Origin of the sequence: Streptomyces tendae, from assembly GCF_014650435.1 — a bacterium.
Taxonomy (GTDB): domain Bacteria; phylum Actinomycetota; class Actinomycetes; order Streptomycetales; family Streptomycetaceae; genus Streptomyces; species Streptomyces tendae.
Genome location: NZ_BMUY01000003.1, coordinates 461,942 through 477,115, shown reverse-complemented (window position 1 = coordinate 477,115; position 15,174 = coordinate 461,942). Strand labels below are relative to the sequence as shown.

The following is a 15,174-nucleotide window of genomic DNA, read 5'->3' as shown; positions in this document are numbered from 1 at the left end:
TCTGCACGGGTCCCCTCCTCACATCCGGAAGACGCCGAACTGGGGTTCACCCAGCGGCGCGTTGGCACACGCGGTCAGGGCCAGGCCCAGCACCTGCCGGGTGTCGGCGGGCTCGATCACGCCGTCGTCCCACAGGCGGGCGGTCGCGTAGTAGGCGTTGCCCTGGCGCTCGTACTGGGCGCGGACCGGCGCCTTGAAGGACTCCTCCTCCTCGGCCGGCCACTGTTCGCCGCGCGCCTCCAGCTGGTCCCGCTTGACCGTGGCCAGCACGGACGCGGCCTGCTCGCCGCCCATCACGGAGATCTTGGCGTTGGGCCACATCCACAGGAAGCGCGGCGAATACGCCCGCCCGCACATCGAGTAGTTCCCCGCGCCGTACGAACCGCCGACGACCACCGTCAGCTTCGGCACCCGGGTGCAGGCCACCGCCGTCACCATCTTGGCGCCGTGCTTGGCGATGCCACCGGCCTCGTAGTCCCGGCCCACCATGAACCCGGAGATGTTCTGCAGGAACACCAGCGGGATGCCGCGCTGGTCGCACAGCTCGATGAAGTGGGCGCCCTTCTGGGCCGACTCGGAGAACAGGATGCCGTTGTTCGCGACGATCCCGACCGGGTGGCCGTGGATGCGGGCGAAACCGGTGACCAGGGTCTGGCCGTACTCGGACTTGAACTCGGCAAACCGGGAGCCGTCCACCACGCGCGCGATGACCTCGCGGACGTCGTAGGGGGTGCGGGAGTCGACCGGCACCGCGCCGTACAGACCCTGCGGGTCCACCTTCGGCTCGACGGCCGCCTGCACGCCCCAGGGGAGGGTGCCGCGCTCCGGCAGGGTGGAGACGATCTGGCGCACGATGCGCAGGGCGTGCGGGTCGTCCTCCGCGAGGTGGTCGGTCACGCCGGACACCCGCGAGTGGACCTCGCCGCCGCCCAGCTCCTCGGCCGTGACCACCTCACCGGTGGCCGCCTTCACCAGCGGCGGGCCGCCCAGGAAGATCGTGCCCTGATTGCGGACGATCACCGCCTCGTCGCTCATCGCCGGGACGTACGCGCCGCCCGCCGTGCAGGAGCCGAGGACGGCGGCGATCTGCGGGATGCCCGCGCCCGACATCCGGGCCTGGTTGTAGAAGATCCGCCCGAAGTGCTCGCGGTCGGGGAAGACCTCGTCCTGCATCGGCAGGAAGGCGCCCCCCGAGTCCACCAGGTACAGGCACGGCAGCCGGTTCTCCAGCGCCACCTCCTGTGCCCGCAGGTGCTTCTTCACGGTCATCGGGTAGTACGTGCCGCCCTTGACGGTGGCGTCGTTGGCGACGATCACGCACTCCCGGCCGCTGACCCGGCCGATCCCGGCGATCACGCCGGCCGCGGGGGCGGCGCCGTCGTAGAGCCCGTCGGCCGCGAGCGGCGCCAGCTCCAGGAACGGCGAGCCCGGATCGAGCAGCGCGTCCACGCGGTCGCGCGGCAGCAGCTTGCCGCGCGCGGTGTGCCGGGCCCGCGCCCGCTCGCCGCCGCCCAGCCGGGCCGCCGCGAGCTTGGCGCGCAGTTCCTGAACGAGGGCGGCGTGCGCCTCCTCGTTGGCCCGAAAGGTTTCCGACGCGGGATCCGCCGCTGTCGTCAGCTCCGGTGCCTCGTGCATCCTGCGGTCCCCTCACCCGATGGTCGATCGGTCGATCGGTTAATGAGCGTTAACGCATTTCCCTCAGGTTAACGACCGCTAACCGCCCTGTCTAGAATCGATCCCATGGCCACCAGAACCGATGCCCCCACCCGCCGCGAGCAGATCCTCAAGGAGGCCGCCCGGCTCTTCGCCGAGCGCGGCTTCCACGGGGTGGGCGTCGACGAGATAGGCGCCGCGGTCGGCATCAGCGGTCCCGGCCTGTACCGGCACTTCCCCGGCAAGGACGCGATGCTCGCCGAGCTGCTGGTCGGGATCAGCGACTCGCTGCTGACCGGGGCGAAGCGGCGGCTGGCGGAGGCGGACGGGGCGACCGGCTCCGGGGCGGATGCCGGTGGACCCGGGGCGGTCCTCGACTCGCTCATCGAGGGGCACATCGACTTCGCGCTCGACGACCGCCCGCTCATCACCCTGCACGACCGCGAGCTGGACCGCCTGCGGGACGCCGACCGCAAGATGGTGCGCCAGTTGCAGCGGCAGTACGTCGAGCTGTGGGTCGGCGTGCTCCGGGAGGTCTACCCGGCCCTCGCCGAGCCCGCCGCCCGCTCCGCCGTCCACTCGGTCTTCGGCCTGCTGAACTCCACCCCCCACCTGGGCCGCCCCGGCTCCCTGCCCGGCCGCGCGGTGACGGCGTCGCTGCTGCACCGGATGGCGCGGGGGGCGTTCGCGGCGGTGGGGGAGGCGTAAGGCTGCTTCCTCGCCTCCCGGCCGATCGGGCAGGGGGCCTCCGCTCCCCGGTCGAGCGAGGCGCGGTCCTGCGGCCGCGCCCCGGAGTGACGAGGGTTACCCGCGCCCCGGTCTGGACGCCTTCGGCTACCCGCCGGTACGGTGATATCTGAGCAAGCGCTTAGATATTCGTACCCTGGAGGTGGCGCGGTGCGCCGTACGGTGTTCAACGAGGACCACGAGGCGTTCCGGGAGACCCTCCGCGCCTTCATCGAGGCCGAGGTCGTCCCCGTCTACGACGACTGGTTCGCCGCGGGCCAGGCGCCGCGCGAGTTCTACTACAAGCTCGGCGAGCTGGGCATCTTCGGCATCAACGTGCCCGAGGAGTTCGGTGGCGCCGGCATGGACAGCCACAAGTTCGAGGCCGTCCTCTACGAGGAGACCGCCCGCGCGGGCGTCCAGTTCGGCGGCTCCGGCGTCCACGTGCTGCTCGCCCTGCCCTACATCAACATGCTGGCCACCGACGAGCAGAAGAAGCGCTACCTGCCGAAGTTCGTCACCGGCGAGGAGATGTGGGCCATCGCGATGACGGAGCCCGGCACCGGCTCCGACCTCGCGGGCATGAAGTCCACCGCCAAGCTCTCCGAGGACGGCACCCACTACGTCCTCAACGGCGCCAAGACCTTCATCACCGGCGGAGTGCACGCCGACAAGGTCATCGTCTGCGCCCGCACCGACGCGCCCACCGCCGAGGACCGCCGCCACGGCATCTCCCTGTTCGCCGTGGACACCAAGTCCGAGGGCTACTCCGTCGGCCGCAAGCTGGACAAGCTGGGCCTGCGCACCTCCGACACCGCCGAGCTGGCCTTCGTCGACGTCAAGGTCCCCGTCGAGGACCTGCTCGGCGAGGAGAACAAGGGCTTCTACTACCTCGGCCACAACCTGGCCTCCGAGCGCTGGGGCATCGCCTTCGGCGCCTACGCGCAGGCCAAGGCCGCCGTCCGGTTCGCCAAGCAGTACGTGCAGGACCGCACCGTCTTCGGCAAGCCGGTCGCCCACTTCCAGAACACCAAGTTCGAGCTGGCCGCCTGCCAGGCCGAGGTGGACGCCGCAGAGGCCGTCGTCGACCGCGCCACCGAGGCCCTGGACGCCGGGGAGCTCACCCCCGCCGAGGCCGCGTCCGCCAAGCTGTTCTGCACCGAGGTCGCCCACCGCGTCATCGACCGCTGCCTCCAGCTGCACGGCGGCTACGGCTACATGAACGAGTACCCGATCGCCCGCCTGTACGCGGACAACCGCGTCAACCGCATCTACGGCGGCACCAGCGAGATCATGAAGTCGATCATCGCGAAGAACATGGGCCTGTAGACCACAGGTCATGAGCGAAGCACTCCAGTCCCTCCTCGACCTGCTCGACCTCGAGCGGATCGAGGAGGACATCTACCGCGGCCGCTCCCGGTCCGCCGTCGTCCCCCGGGTCTTCGGCGGGCAGGTGGCGGCCCAGGCCATGGTCGCCGCCGGCCGCACGGTCCCCGAGGACCGGCACGCGCACTCCCTGCACGCGTACTTCCTGCGCCCCGGCGACCCGGGCGCCCCCATCGTCTACAACGTCGACCGGCTGCGCGACGGCCGTTCCTTCACCACCCGCCGCGTCGTCGCCGTCCAGCACGGCAAGCCGATCTTCACCCTGTCGGCGTCCTTCCAGACGTACGAGGAGGGCCTCGACCACCAGGCCCCGATGCCGCCCGCACCGGACCCGGCGACCCTCCCCACCGGCGAGGAGCGGCTGCGCGGCTACCCGCACCTGCCCGCCGAGACCGTGGAGCGCTTCCTGGAGGCGCGCGCCGCCGTCGACCTGCGCTACGTCGACGACCCGCCCTTCGGCGACTTCGGCACCCCGCGCGAACCGCACTCCCAGGTGTGGTTCCGCACCAACGGCAAGCTCGCGGACGACCCCCTGCTGCACGTCGTCCTCGCCACCTACGTCTCCGACATGACCCTGCTCGACTCGGTCCTGCTCGCGCACGGCCGCGGCGGCTGGGCCGTCGGCGACGTCGTCGGGGCCTCGCTGGACCACGCCATGTGGTTCCACCGGCCCTTCCGCGCCGACGAATGGCTGCTGTACGACCAGCAGTCGCCGTCCGCGTCCGGCGGCCGGGGCCTTGGCCAGGCGCGCATCCACACCCAGGACGGGCGGCTCGCCATATCGGTCGTCCAGGAAGGCGTGGTGCGCGTCCCTCGGGAACACTGAGGGGCATGGCGGACACGGCAGCGGGAGCGGGCACGGGGAACGGCGGCGGCGACAGCACCTTCACGGTGCTCGTCGCCGCCTTCGCCAATCTGGGCATCGCCGTCGCCAAGGCGGTGGCCGGCGTGATCAGCGGCTCCAGCGCGATGCTGTCCGAGGCCGCGCACTCGGTCGCCGACACCGTCACCGAGGTGCTGCTGCTGACCTCGCTCAAACGCAGCGTCCGCCCCGCCGACGAGGACCACCCCCTCGGCCACGGACCCGAGCGCTACATCTGGGCGCTGCTCGCCGCCGTCGCCACCTTCGTCGGCGGCGCCGTCTTCTCCCTCTACGACGGCATCCACACCCTCACCCACGGCGAGGACCTCGGCGACCCGCTGGTCTCGTACATCGTCCTGGCCGTCGCCTTCGTCCTGGAGGGCTACTCGCTGCGCACCGGCCTCAGACAGGTCCGCGGCGAGGCCGCCCATCACCGGGTGTCCTTCGGCCGCTATCTGCGCCGCACCCCCGACACCGCCGTGAAGGCCGTCGTCATGGAGGACTCCGCCGCGCTGGCCGGCCTGCTGCTGGCCGCGGGCGGACTGCTCGGCGGACAGCTCACCGGCTCCGGCGTCTGGGACGCCGTCGCCTCGCTGTGCATCGGCGCGCTGCTGCTGTACGTCGCCTGGGTGCTGGGCCGCTCCAACGCCGAGTTCCTGGTCGGCCGCCCGCTCTCGCGCACCGTCCGGGACCGGATCCGGGCGGAGCTGGTGGCCGTCGAGCACATCGAGGCCGTACTGGAGCTGACCACCCTGGTGCAGGGGCCGAACGAGGCACTGGTCGCCGCCAAGGTCGACTTCCGGGACGTGTCGACGGCGGCGCAGATCGAGTGGGCCTGCGAACGGGCCGAGCAGCGGCTGCGTGAGCAGTTCCCGATCGTGCGCCGGGTCTACCTGGACCCGACGCCGGGCTTCGCGCAGCGCCGCTCGGAGGGGCTCAACCCCTGGCCGTAGGAGCCGAGCCGTGACAGCCCGAGTCGCGAGGGCCGAGCCGCGGGGGCCGAGCCGCGGGGGGTGCGGGCTATTCCAGCCCGGCCTCCGACAGCAGGTACGCCGTCATCGGGTCGTAGTAGCGCGGGCTGACCACGTGGTCGTCCAGCGGCACCGCCACCTGGAGGGTGCCCTCGGACTCGGCGAGGAAGAGGGCCGGGTCGTTGCAGTCCGCGTAGCCGACCGAGTCCACGCCGTGCTGGGCGGCGTACCCGGCCCAGCCGTGGTCGGCGACCACCAGGTCCGGCAGCGGACGGCCCTCGCGCTCCAGACCGGTCAGGATGGCCTTCATCGGCTCGCCCGAGTGGGTGTGCCACAGCGAGGCCCCGTGCTCCAGCACGGACACGTCCGCGAACTGCTGCACGTACCCCTCCTCCGTGGTCAGCCCCTCCGGGATCACCACGATCTCGCAGCCCGCGGTCCGCAGCGCGGCGGCCGTGGCGCGGTGCACGTCGAGCAGCCCGCCGGGGTGACCGGTGGCGAACAGCACCCGCTGCCCGCCGTCGGCCGCCTTGCGCAGCCGCCCCGCCATCCGCTCCAGCGCCGAAACGGTCAGCTCGACATCGATGGTGTCCTGCCCGTACCGGTGCTCGGGGTCGTCGTTGACGCCGACCCGCTCCGCCATCACCGCGAGCACGTCCTGCTCGTCGCTCCAGCGGTCGCCCAGCTCCAGACCGAGCCAGAAGCCCCGGTCGCCGTTCGCCAGTTTCCGGTAGTGGGAGAGGTTGTTCTCGCGGGGCGTGGCGACGTCGCCCGCGATACGCGTCCTGACGAGGTGCTCGGCGAGTTCGGCGCGGCTGGGTGTCCCGGGTATCGGCATGGCTCCATTGTGAGGCAGCCCCGGCCCGGACAGCAGCCGGTCCCGCCGGGATAGCCGATTCCACCAGTCCCCGGCCCGCGTATGGACGGAATGTACATGTCGCGGCGGCAATTGGGCCATCTAGTCTGCGACGACCGGCTGCCCCGCTCACCAGTACAGTCGGACAGCAGCAGTACATACGCGACGAAGCGTAAGAAGGAAGGCAGTGCATGAGCAGCAACGAGACGCCCCGCGGGCCCGTCGACTCCTCGCGGATCCCGCGCTACGCCGGGCCCGCGACCTTCGCCCGGCTCCCGCGCCTGGACGAGGTCGGCGCCGCCGACGTCGCCGTCGTGGGCGTGCCGTTCGACTCGGGCGTCTCCTACCGGCCCGGCGCCCGCTTCGGCGGCAACGCCATCCGTGAGGCATCCCGCCTGCTGCGCCCCTACAACCCGGCGCAGGACGCCTCCCCCTTCGCCCTCGCCCAGGTCGCGGACGGCGGCGACATCGCCGTGAACCCGTTCAACATCCACGAGGCCGTCGAGACGATCGAGGCCGCCGCCGACGACCTCCTCGGCACCGGCGCCCGCCTGATGACCCTGGGCGGCGACCACACCATCGCCCTCCCGCTGCTCCGCTCGGTCGCCAAGAAGCACGGGCCCGTCGCGCTGCTGCACTTCGACGCCCACCTGGACACCTGGGACACCTACTTCGGCGCCGAGTACACCCACGGCACGCCCTTCCGGCGCGCGGTGGAGGAGGGCGTGCTCGACACCTCCGCGCTCTCCCACGTCGGCACCCGCGGCCCCCTGTACGGCAAGAAGGACCTCACCGACGACGAGAAGATGGGCTTCGGCATCGTCACGTCGGCGGACGTCTACCGCCGCGGCGCCGACGAGGTGGCCGACCAGCTGAGGCAGCGCATCGGGGACCGCCCGCTGTACATCTCCATCGACATCGACTGCCTCGACCCCGCCCACGCCCCCGGCACCGGCACCCCCGAGGCGGGCGGCATGACCTCCCGCGAGCTGCTGGAGATCCTGCGCGGCCTGGCCTCCTGCAACCTGGTCTCCGCCGACGTCGTCGAGGTCGCCCCGGCCTACGACCACGCGGAGATCACGTCGGTCGCCGCCTCGCACACCGCCTACGAACTGACCACGATCATGTCCCGCCAGATCGCCGAGGCGCGTTCCAAGTGACCCACGACCACGACCTGGTGCTCCGTCCGACCGCCGCCCAGACGGAGGCCGCGCTGAATCCTCCCCCCGGGCGCACCGGCGGGGACCTGGTCGTGGAGTCCCTGGCCGCGCTCGGCGCGACCACCGTCTTCGGCCTGCCCGGCCAGCACGCCCTCGCCGTGTTCGACGCCCTGCGCCGCTCCGACCTGCGCTACGTCGGCTTGCGGGTGGAGAACAACGCCGGGTTCGCCGCCGACGCCTACGGCCGGATCACCGGCGAGGCGGCCCCGCTGCTGCTGTCCACCGGCCCGGGAGCCCTCACCTCGCTGGCCGCGCTCCAGGAGGCGCGGGCGGCCTCCGCGCCCGTCCTGGCCGTCTGCAGCCAGGTCCCCAGGGCGGGCCTCGGCGGCGGCCGCCACGGCCACCTGCACGAACTCCCCGACCAGGCGGCCTCCTTCCGGGGCGTGGTCAAGTCCGTGCACACCGCCCGCACCCAGTCGCAGATCCCCTCCGCGATCGCGGAGGCATGGACGTCGGCGCTGACCGTCCCGCACGGCCCGGTGTGGGTGGAGATCCCGCAGGACGTCCTCCTCGCCGAGACCTCCGTCCCGGTCGTGTCCGGCGGCGACACCTTCCCCGAGGAACTGCCCCCGCGCCCCGAACTGACGGCGGTGGCGGCCGACCTGCTCACCCGCGCCGAGCGCCCGGCGATCGTCGCGGGCGGGGGAGTGGTCCGCGCGGACGCCGCCAAGAAGCTGCGGCAGTTGGCGGAGCGGCTCCAGGCGCCCGTCGTCACCACCTACGGCGGCAAGGGCGCGTTCCCCTGGACACACCCGCTCTCCCTCCAGTCCTGGCTGGAGGACCGCCACACGACGGACTTCCTGGAGGACGCCGACGTCCTCCTCGTCGTCGGCTCGGGCCTCGGCGAACTCTCCTCGAACTACCACACGTTCGCGCCCCGCGGCCGGGTGATCCAGATCGAGGCCGACCTCGGCAAGCTGGAGGCCAACCACCCGGCCCTCGGTATCCACGCCGACGCCCGCCTCGCCCTCCAGGCCCTCCTCGAGACGGTGGGCGAGCGCACCGACCCGGCCGCCCCGGAGCGGGTGAGCGGGGTACTGGACAAGGTCCGCGCCCGCATCGCCGCCCAGGACCTCACACTGGAACAGGACCTCCTGGCCGCCGTACGCAAGGCCCTCCCGACCCGCGCCCCCTCCTTCTGGGACATGACGATCCTGGCCTACTGGGCCTGGTCCGCCTTCGACGCGAAGGCCCCCAACACCATGCACTCCGCCCAGGGCGCCGGCGGTCTCGGCTACGCCTTCCCGGCGGCCCTGGGCGCCGCGGCCGCCGACCCCACCCACCCGGTGCTGGCGGTCTCCGGCGACGGCGGTGCCCTGTACTCGGTCGCCGAACTGGCCACCGCCCGCCAGTACGGCCTGAACGTCACGTGGCTCATCGTCGACGACGGCGGCTACGGCATCCTGCGCGAGTACATGACCGACACCTTCGGACAGCCCACGGCGACGGACCTGCCGGGACCCGACTTCGTCGCCCTCGCGGAGTCGTTCGGGGTGCCGGGCGTGCGGACGTCACCGGAGACCCTGGAGACGGACCTCGCGAAGGCCCTGGCCGCACCCGGCCCTTCGGTGGTCGTACTCCCCGCCGTCCTGCGGACGTTCGCGCCGACGCACACGGAGTGAAAGGCTGTGCCGCCGACGGCCAGGGGGCCTAGGATCGGGAGCCGGCCTTAGGGGGGACCGTGGATCCGGAGATCGCCGCGCTGGCAGGGACGGCGGGCACGACCGTCGTCACGCTGATGGTCACGAACGCCTGGGAATCGGCGCGGGACGGCATGGTCGGCCTGTGGCGCCGTTTCCAGCCCGCCCGAGCCGAGAGCGTCGGCGAGGAGCTGGACGCGGGCCGCGAGGAACTGCTCCTCGCGCGTCAGGCCGGTGACGACGAGGCCGAGGCCGGGCTGACCGCCGAATGGCAGGGACGCGTACGGCGCCTGCTGCTCGCCCGCCCCGATGTCGCCGACGAACTGCGCGCCCTCCTGGACGAGTTGGCGCCCTCGATGCCGGAGGAACCGGACGCGCGCCACGTCCACCTGCAGGCCCGCGCCTCGGGCAGCGCCCGGATCTACCAGGCCGGCCGCGACCAGCACATCACCGAACGATGAGCGTTCCGCGGCCGATGGAGGGCCGTGCCTCGGACAGCGCCCGGATCTACCAGACCGGCGGCGACCAGTACATCGAGGAACACGTCCACCACTACGCCCCGGGATCGGCCCCGCTGTTCGGGCACCCGTGGACGGGCCCCGCCGAACCCCGAGGGACCGCCCCCGACTCCGTCCGCATGCCCCTGGTCGGCCGCGCGCCCGGGGTCCTGCGGGACCGCACCGACCTCATGGAGCGGCTGCGGGCCGCCGTGGCCGGACCCGGCGGCGACATCCAGGTCCTGCACGGAATGGGCGGCTGCGGCAAGACGGCCGTCGCCCAGGCCCTGTTCCACGAGGCCGTACGGGACCACGGTCGTGTCGGCCTGTGGGTCAACGCCTCCGAACGCGTGTCCCTGCGCGCCGGCATGCTCGCCGTCGCCGGTGACCGCGGTGCCACCGCCGGCGAACTGGCCGCCGCGACCGGCGGCCGGCGCGCCGCGGCCGACCTGGTCTGGCACTACCTGGACCACTCGGCACAGCCCTGGCTGCTCGTTCTCGACAACGCCGACGACCCCGCCGTCCTGGAGGAGGGCGCCTGGCTGCGCCCGAGCCCCTCGGGCACGGTGCTGGTCACCACCCGCCACGCGACCTCTCCGCTGTGGCGCACCCCGGCGGCGAGCAGCCACCGGCTCGGCGTGCTTCCGCTGGAGGACGCGGCCCTGGTGCTGCGTGATCTGGCTCCGGACGCGGGCACCCGGGAGTCCGCGCGGAAGGTCGCCCGGCGCCTGGGCTGCCTGCCCCTGGCGCTGACCCTGGCCGGAGCACATCTGGCCCACCAGCTCCTGGAGTCGTGGTCCATGGACGAGTACGACCGGAAACTGGCCGAGGAGTCGACGTCCCTGGTCGACGGGGGCGCGTCCGCGACCGGCGGCGGCCAGTCCCGTCACCTCGTCGGCCGCACCTGGCAGTTGTCGCTGGACAGCCTGGCGGAGGGCGGCCTGCCGGAGGCGACGGCCCTGTTGCGGCTGCTGTCCTTCTGGGCGGCGGACCCCGTGCCGCTGGCCCTGCTGATGCCGGCGGCACAGGGCGGGTTCGACCTCGAACACCTCAGTCCGCCGCTGGCCGCGCCCCGGGTCGAACCGGCCCTGCGCGCGCTCCTCGACCACTCGCTGATCGAGATGGTGGAGACGGACGGACACCGCTGTGTGAAGGCCCACGGTGTCCTGCTGGACGGCGTCGCCGCGGGCGTGCCCGACGCGGAGCGCGAACTCCTGGCGGCAGCGGCGGGCCGACTGCTGCGGGCGGCGCTGCCGCAGGAGGGCACCGGGTCGCCGCGCGCCCGCTCCCAGGTGCGGCTCCTGGCACCGCACGCGACCGGCCTGCTGCACCGGTCCCACCGCCACGGCCAGGTGACGGCGGAATCCGTACGGATCGCGGCCCGTGTCGCACGGCTGGTGTACGACGCGGGCGACTGGACCGCCGCGCTGACCCTGGCCTCCGCCGCCGGGAAGACGGCCGCGGAACACCTGGGGGACGAGCACCCGGCCACCATCGAGGCCCGGACTGGCCAGGGCACCGTGCTGTTCCGGCTCGGCCGGTACGCCGACGCCGCCGACCTGCTGCGACCGGTCCACCAGGACGCGCTGCGCACGCTCGGCTCCCACGACGCGCACACCCTGGACGCCGGCTACGAACTGCAGCGGGTGCTGCACCGCCTGGGCGACCTGGAGCAAGCCCGTACGCTGCTGGAAACCGTCCTGGACGGCCGCCGCCAGGCGCTCGGCGAGGACCATGTCGCCACCCTCAAGGCCCGCTGCGAGCTGCTGGAACTCCGCCTGGCGCAGGACGACTTCGACGGTTACACGACGGTGGCCGAGGAACTGGCGGGGGAGTGCGAACGCCTTCTCGGCCCCGAGCACCTGGTGACGGTGTGGGCGCGCGACGCGCTGGCGCGAGGGCTCCTGCGCTCCGGACGGGGCGCCGAGGCCGAGGACATCTTCCTGCGGGTACTGGCCGGGCAGCGGGCGGGGTACGGGGACGAGCACCCCCTCGTCCTCGGGGTGCTCATCCAGCTCAGCCGGGCCCAGTACGCGCAGGGCAAGCGGGAGCGGGCCGCCGAGAGCGCGCGCGAGGTGGCCGAAGGGCGGGCCCGGGTCCTGGGCGAGGACCACCCCGAGACCGTCGCGGCCCGTGCCTGGTACGCCGAGGTCCGCGCGGCGCCGCCCGCCCCGGACGATCCCGTGGGCTGACCGCCTACCAGATCGACTCCACCCACTCCGGGTGGTCGATGAACGGGTTGCGGTTGTGCTGGTAGTCGTCGTAGACGACCTGGTTGCGGTGCTCCTCGAAGGCGTCCGGCGGGTCCTCGTCGTTCCACGCCTTCAGTACGGAGAGCTTGCCGATGTACGGGTTGCTGCCGTTGCCGACCTGGCCGTTGACCTCCAGGTCGGCGAAGCCGTCGCCGCCCTCGTAGCGGACCGCCATGTAGAAGATCATGCGGGCCACGTCGCCCTTGACCGCGTCGCGGGGTTCGAAGGAGTCGGAGTCGGTGAGGCTGCCGCCGCCCCCGCTGACGGCGCTGCCGCCGTTGTCGAAGTCCTTGTTGCCCCGCACGCTGTTGACCCGGACGTCCGAGGGCCGCAGGTGATGGATGTCCGTGCCGGGTCCGGTCGAGGTGCCGAAGTCGCCGTGGGACTTGGCCCACACGTGCTCGCGGTTCCAGTCGCCGGTGTCGCCGCCGTTGAGCGACTTGCTGCGGGAGGCGCCCGAGTAGAGCAGGATCACGTTGCCGCTGTTGTCCGGGTCCTCGTCGGTGGCCTTGAGCGCGTCCCAGACCGCCGAGTACGACAGCTTCGTCTGGTCGCTGATGATCGTGTGGAGGGACGACTTGAGGCTCGCGCCCGTCTTGCCGATCGCGTCCTTGTAGTACGTGTCGTCGTAGTCCGTGTTCGTCGTCGCGGTGTTTGCGGTCGCGGTGGTCGTGGTCGCCGTGGCCGGACTCGCCGTCAGGGAGGGTGCGGTGAGTCCGGCGAGGACGGCGGCCGTGGCGAGGACGACCGCCTTCCGGCGCCGGGTGCGTATCGCGAGCATGTGGGGTGTCCGATCTACGCGTGTGGAATGGAGCGGTGGACCGAGCGTGACATGGACATGTTGGAGGTGGGGTGTACGGAACGTGTCGATTGCGTGACGGTGCCCGTACCGAGGGTCACTCCACGTCCGCGGGGTCCAGTCGGTAGACGGACGAGGCGTTGTCCGCAGTGCTGTCCGAAGCGCCCTCCGAGACGCCCCCGTACGCGCTCGCCTCGACGGCCGTGCCGTGCTCCTGGACCCACTGGGTCACCTCGGAGGCGACTCCCGAGCCGCCGCCCGGGCCGCCGCCCATGCCCCCGCCGCCCACCTGGACGTAGTGCAACTCGCCCTTCCTCACCAGCTCCTTGAGCCGGGCCAGGGTCATGGCGTTGTCAGTGCCGGACCAGCCCCACATGGAGATGACCGGTTCCCCGCTGTCGAGGACGAGCTGCGCGGCGCTCTGCGAACTCGACACGGCCAGCAGCCACTTGGCGCCGTCCTGGTGCTTCTTCAGATAGGCGACCAGTTCGGTGCTCGCGCCGCCCATGCCACCACCGCCGCGTCCGCCGCCGAAGCCACCCGCGCCGCCGTCCGGCAGTTCACCGGCGCCCGGGCCGTCCGGCAGTTCACCGGCGCCCGCGCCGCCCGGGAACGATCCGGCTCCGGGGCCGTCCTGGCCGCCGCCCGGCTGCCCGCCCGGTGCCTCGCCGCCCGCACCACCGGGGAAACCACCCCGGCCGCCACCACCCGGGCCGCCCATGCCGCCGCCGCCCGTCGAAGGGCCGGCCGTCGGGTTCGTCCCGCCCATGCCGCCGCCCGAGCCGGACGGCACGGACCAGGCGTACGCCGCCGGGCCCGCGACCGCGGCGACGACGGCCGCCGCCACGGACACCGCCAGCAGCCGCACCCGCCGCCCGAAACGGAAGGCCAGCAGCCCCGCGATCGCCAGCGCCATCACCACCGCGACCGCCGGCCACAGCCAGGTGTTCCAGCCGGACGCGCGGCGCAGCAGCACGATCGCCCACACGCCCGTGACGCCGAGGGCGAGCGGTAGCACCCACACCCACCGCCGGTCGGACCGGAACGCGCGCAGCAGCATGACGCCGCCGCCCCCGCACAGCGCCGCGATCCCGGGTGCGAGCGCGGTCGTGTAGTACGGGTGCATGGTGCCCTCGGCCAGGGCGAAGGTCACGTAGTGCAGCACCGTCCAGCCGCCCCACAGGACCAGCGCGGCGCGCGTGAGGTCGGTGCGGGGCGCCCTGCCGCACAGAACCAGGCCGCCGACGAGTGCGATGCCCGCGAAGGGGAGCAGCCAGGAGATCTGGCCGCCGAGGACGTCGTTGAACATCCGGCCGATGCCCGCGGCCCCCGAGAAGCCGCCTCCGCCGCCGCCTCCGCCCCCGCCCATGTTGCCGTCGCCGCCGAAGATCCGGCCGAGCCCGTTGTAGCCCGTGATCAGGTCCCACGCCGTACCGTCCGTCGAACCGCCGATGTAGGGCCGCTCCGACGCCGGCACCAGGGACACCGCCGCCGCCCACCAGAAGCTGGCGACGGCCAGCGCCACGGCGGCGAGCGCCAGGTTCCGGACGCGCTTCGTCCAGCCGAGGTCCGTCGCGCAGACGTACGCCAGGAAGACGGCGGGCAGCGCGATGTACCCCTGGAGCATCTTCGTGTTGAAGGCCAGCCCGAAGCAGACCGCCGAACCCAGCAGGGGCAGCAACCGCCCGGTGCGGACGGCGCGCAGGCCGAGGGCCGCCCCGGCCACCATCAGGAACACCAGCAGCGTGTCGGGGTTGTTGTCCCGGTTGATGGCGACCGTGATCGGGGTCAGCGCCAGCACCAGCGCGGCGACCGTCGCCGCGCCGTGGCCCCACACCCGCCGCACGGACGTGTGCAGGATCCAGATCGTCGCGAGCGCCGCGGCGATCAGCGGCAGCATCATCTGCCAGGTGCCGTACCCGAAGAGGCGGCACGACAGGCCCATGACCATGAGCGCGAAGGGCGGCTTGTCGACGGTCAGGAAGTTCCCCGCGTCCAGCGAGCCGAAGAACCACGCCTTCCAGCTCTCGGTGCCGCTGAGCACGGCCGCGCTGTAGAAGCTGTTCAGTCCGGACCCGGACAGGTTCCAGCAGTACAGCCCGGCCGCCAGGGCGAGGATCGCCAGCAGCGCGGGCCGCGACCAGCGGGGCGCGGCGGGTGCGGGGGACGGCGGGACGGGCGGCTCGGTGGCCGCGTGCGGTGCGGCGGTGGCAGATGTCACGACGCCACCGTGTCCGCGGCCGATGGGCACGGGCTGTGGTCCGCCTGGGGATGAGCTGTGGATCGTCGGCGCAGCCCAGCTTTCGGAAAGC

At 72.8% G+C, this 15,174-nt stretch carries 12 protein-coding genes; 8 read left to right on the top strand and 4 right to left on the bottom strand.

Going from position 1 to position 15,174, the window contains the following annotated elements:
* Positions 1-18: 18 nt before the first annotated feature.
* Positions 19-1,635, bottom strand: coding sequence for a carboxyl transferase domain-containing protein (locus tag IE258_RS10795; protein ID WP_189742116.1), 1,617 nt, complete (start codon positions 1,633-1,635; stop codon positions 19-21).
* Positions 1,636-1,740: 105 nt separating this feature from the next.
* Between IE258_RS10795 and IE258_RS10790 the strand changes: the two genes are divergently transcribed.
* The 4 genes from IE258_RS10790 to IE258_RS10775 all read left to right on the top strand — a co-directional run bounded on the left by IE258_RS10790 (position 1,741) and on the right by IE258_RS10775 (position 5,580).
* On the top strand, positions 1,741-2,361 hold the full coding sequence (locus tag IE258_RS10790) for an SACE_7040 family transcriptional regulator (protein ID WP_189742113.1): 621 nt from the start codon (positions 1,741-1,743) through the stop codon (positions 2,359-2,361).
* 189 nt (positions 2,362-2,550) lie between these two features.
* The gene (locus IE258_RS10785; protein WP_007449784.1) at positions 2,551-3,708 is read left to right on the top strand and encodes an acyl-CoA dehydrogenase family protein; all 1,158 of its coding nucleotides are present in this window, start codon (positions 2,551-2,553) and stop codon (positions 3,706-3,708) included.
* A gap of 10 nt (positions 3,709-3,718) precedes the next feature.
* Positions 3,719-4,591 carry an acyl-CoA thioesterase gene (locus IE258_RS10780; protein ID WP_161381296.1) on the top strand — a complete coding sequence of 291 codons (873 nt, stop codon included), beginning with the start codon at positions 3,719-3,721 and terminating at the stop codon, positions 4,589-4,591.
* A gap of 5 nt (positions 4,592-4,596) precedes the next feature.
* Positions 4,597-5,580, top strand: coding sequence for a cation diffusion facilitator family transporter (locus IE258_RS10775; RefSeq protein ID WP_189742110.1), 984 nt, complete (start codon positions 4,597-4,599; stop codon positions 5,578-5,580).
* 67 nt (positions 5,581-5,647) lie between these two features.
* Here the strand turns inward: IE258_RS10775 and IE258_RS10770 are convergent, their stop codons facing one another.
* A complete protein-coding gene (locus IE258_RS10770) occupies positions 5,648-6,436 on the bottom strand; it encodes a phosphatase (RefSeq protein WP_189742107.1) in 789 nt (262 codons plus the stop codon).
* Positions 6,437-6,645: 209 nt separating this feature from the next.
* Here IE258_RS10770 and speB point away from each other — a divergent pair, with 209 nt between their 5' ends.
* The 4 genes from speB to IE258_RS10750 are packed head-to-tail and all read left to right on the top strand — an operon-like array spanning position 6,646 to position 12,003.
* The gene (gene speB / locus IE258_RS10765) at positions 6,646-7,614 is read left to right on the top strand and encodes an agmatinase (protein WP_189742104.1); all 969 of its coding nucleotides are present in this window, start codon (positions 6,646-6,648) and stop codon (positions 7,612-7,614) included.
* Positions 7,611-9,296 (top strand): thiamine pyrophosphate-binding protein, encoded by a 1,686-nt coding sequence (locus tag IE258_RS10760; RefSeq protein ID WP_189742101.1) that lies wholly within the window; start codon positions 7,611-7,613, stop codon positions 9,294-9,296. The genes speB and IE258_RS10760 overlap by 4 nt, the downstream gene beginning before the upstream one ends.
* A gap of 59 nt (positions 9,297-9,355) precedes the next feature.
* Positions 9,356-9,775 carry a hypothetical protein gene (locus IE258_RS10755; protein ID WP_189742098.1) on the top strand — a complete coding sequence of 140 codons (420 nt, stop codon included), beginning with the start codon at positions 9,356-9,358 and terminating at the stop codon, positions 9,773-9,775.
* Positions 9,772-12,003 carry a tetratricopeptide repeat protein gene (locus IE258_RS10750; protein WP_189742095.1) on the top strand — a complete coding sequence of 744 codons (2,232 nt, stop codon included), beginning with the start codon at positions 9,772-9,774 and terminating at the stop codon, positions 12,001-12,003. Before IE258_RS10755 ends, IE258_RS10750 begins: the two co-directional genes overlap by 4 nt.
* Before the next feature lie 4 nt (positions 12,004-12,007).
* On the opposite strand, the gene IE258_RS10745 is transcribed toward IE258_RS10750, so the two are convergent.
* Both IE258_RS10745 and IE258_RS10740 read right to left on the bottom strand, forming a co-directional pair.
* Complete coding sequence (locus IE258_RS10745; protein ID WP_189742093.1) at positions 12,008-12,844, bottom strand: endonuclease I family protein; 837 nt, start codon at positions 12,842-12,844, stop codon at positions 12,008-12,010.
* A gap of 115 nt (positions 12,845-12,959) precedes the next feature.
* Positions 12,960-15,083, bottom strand: a complete 2,124-nt coding sequence (locus IE258_RS10740) for an ArnT family glycosyltransferase (RefSeq protein ID WP_229892048.1) — start codon at positions 15,081-15,083, stop codon at positions 12,960-12,962.
* Between the last annotated feature and the right edge of the window lie 91 nt (positions 15,084-15,174).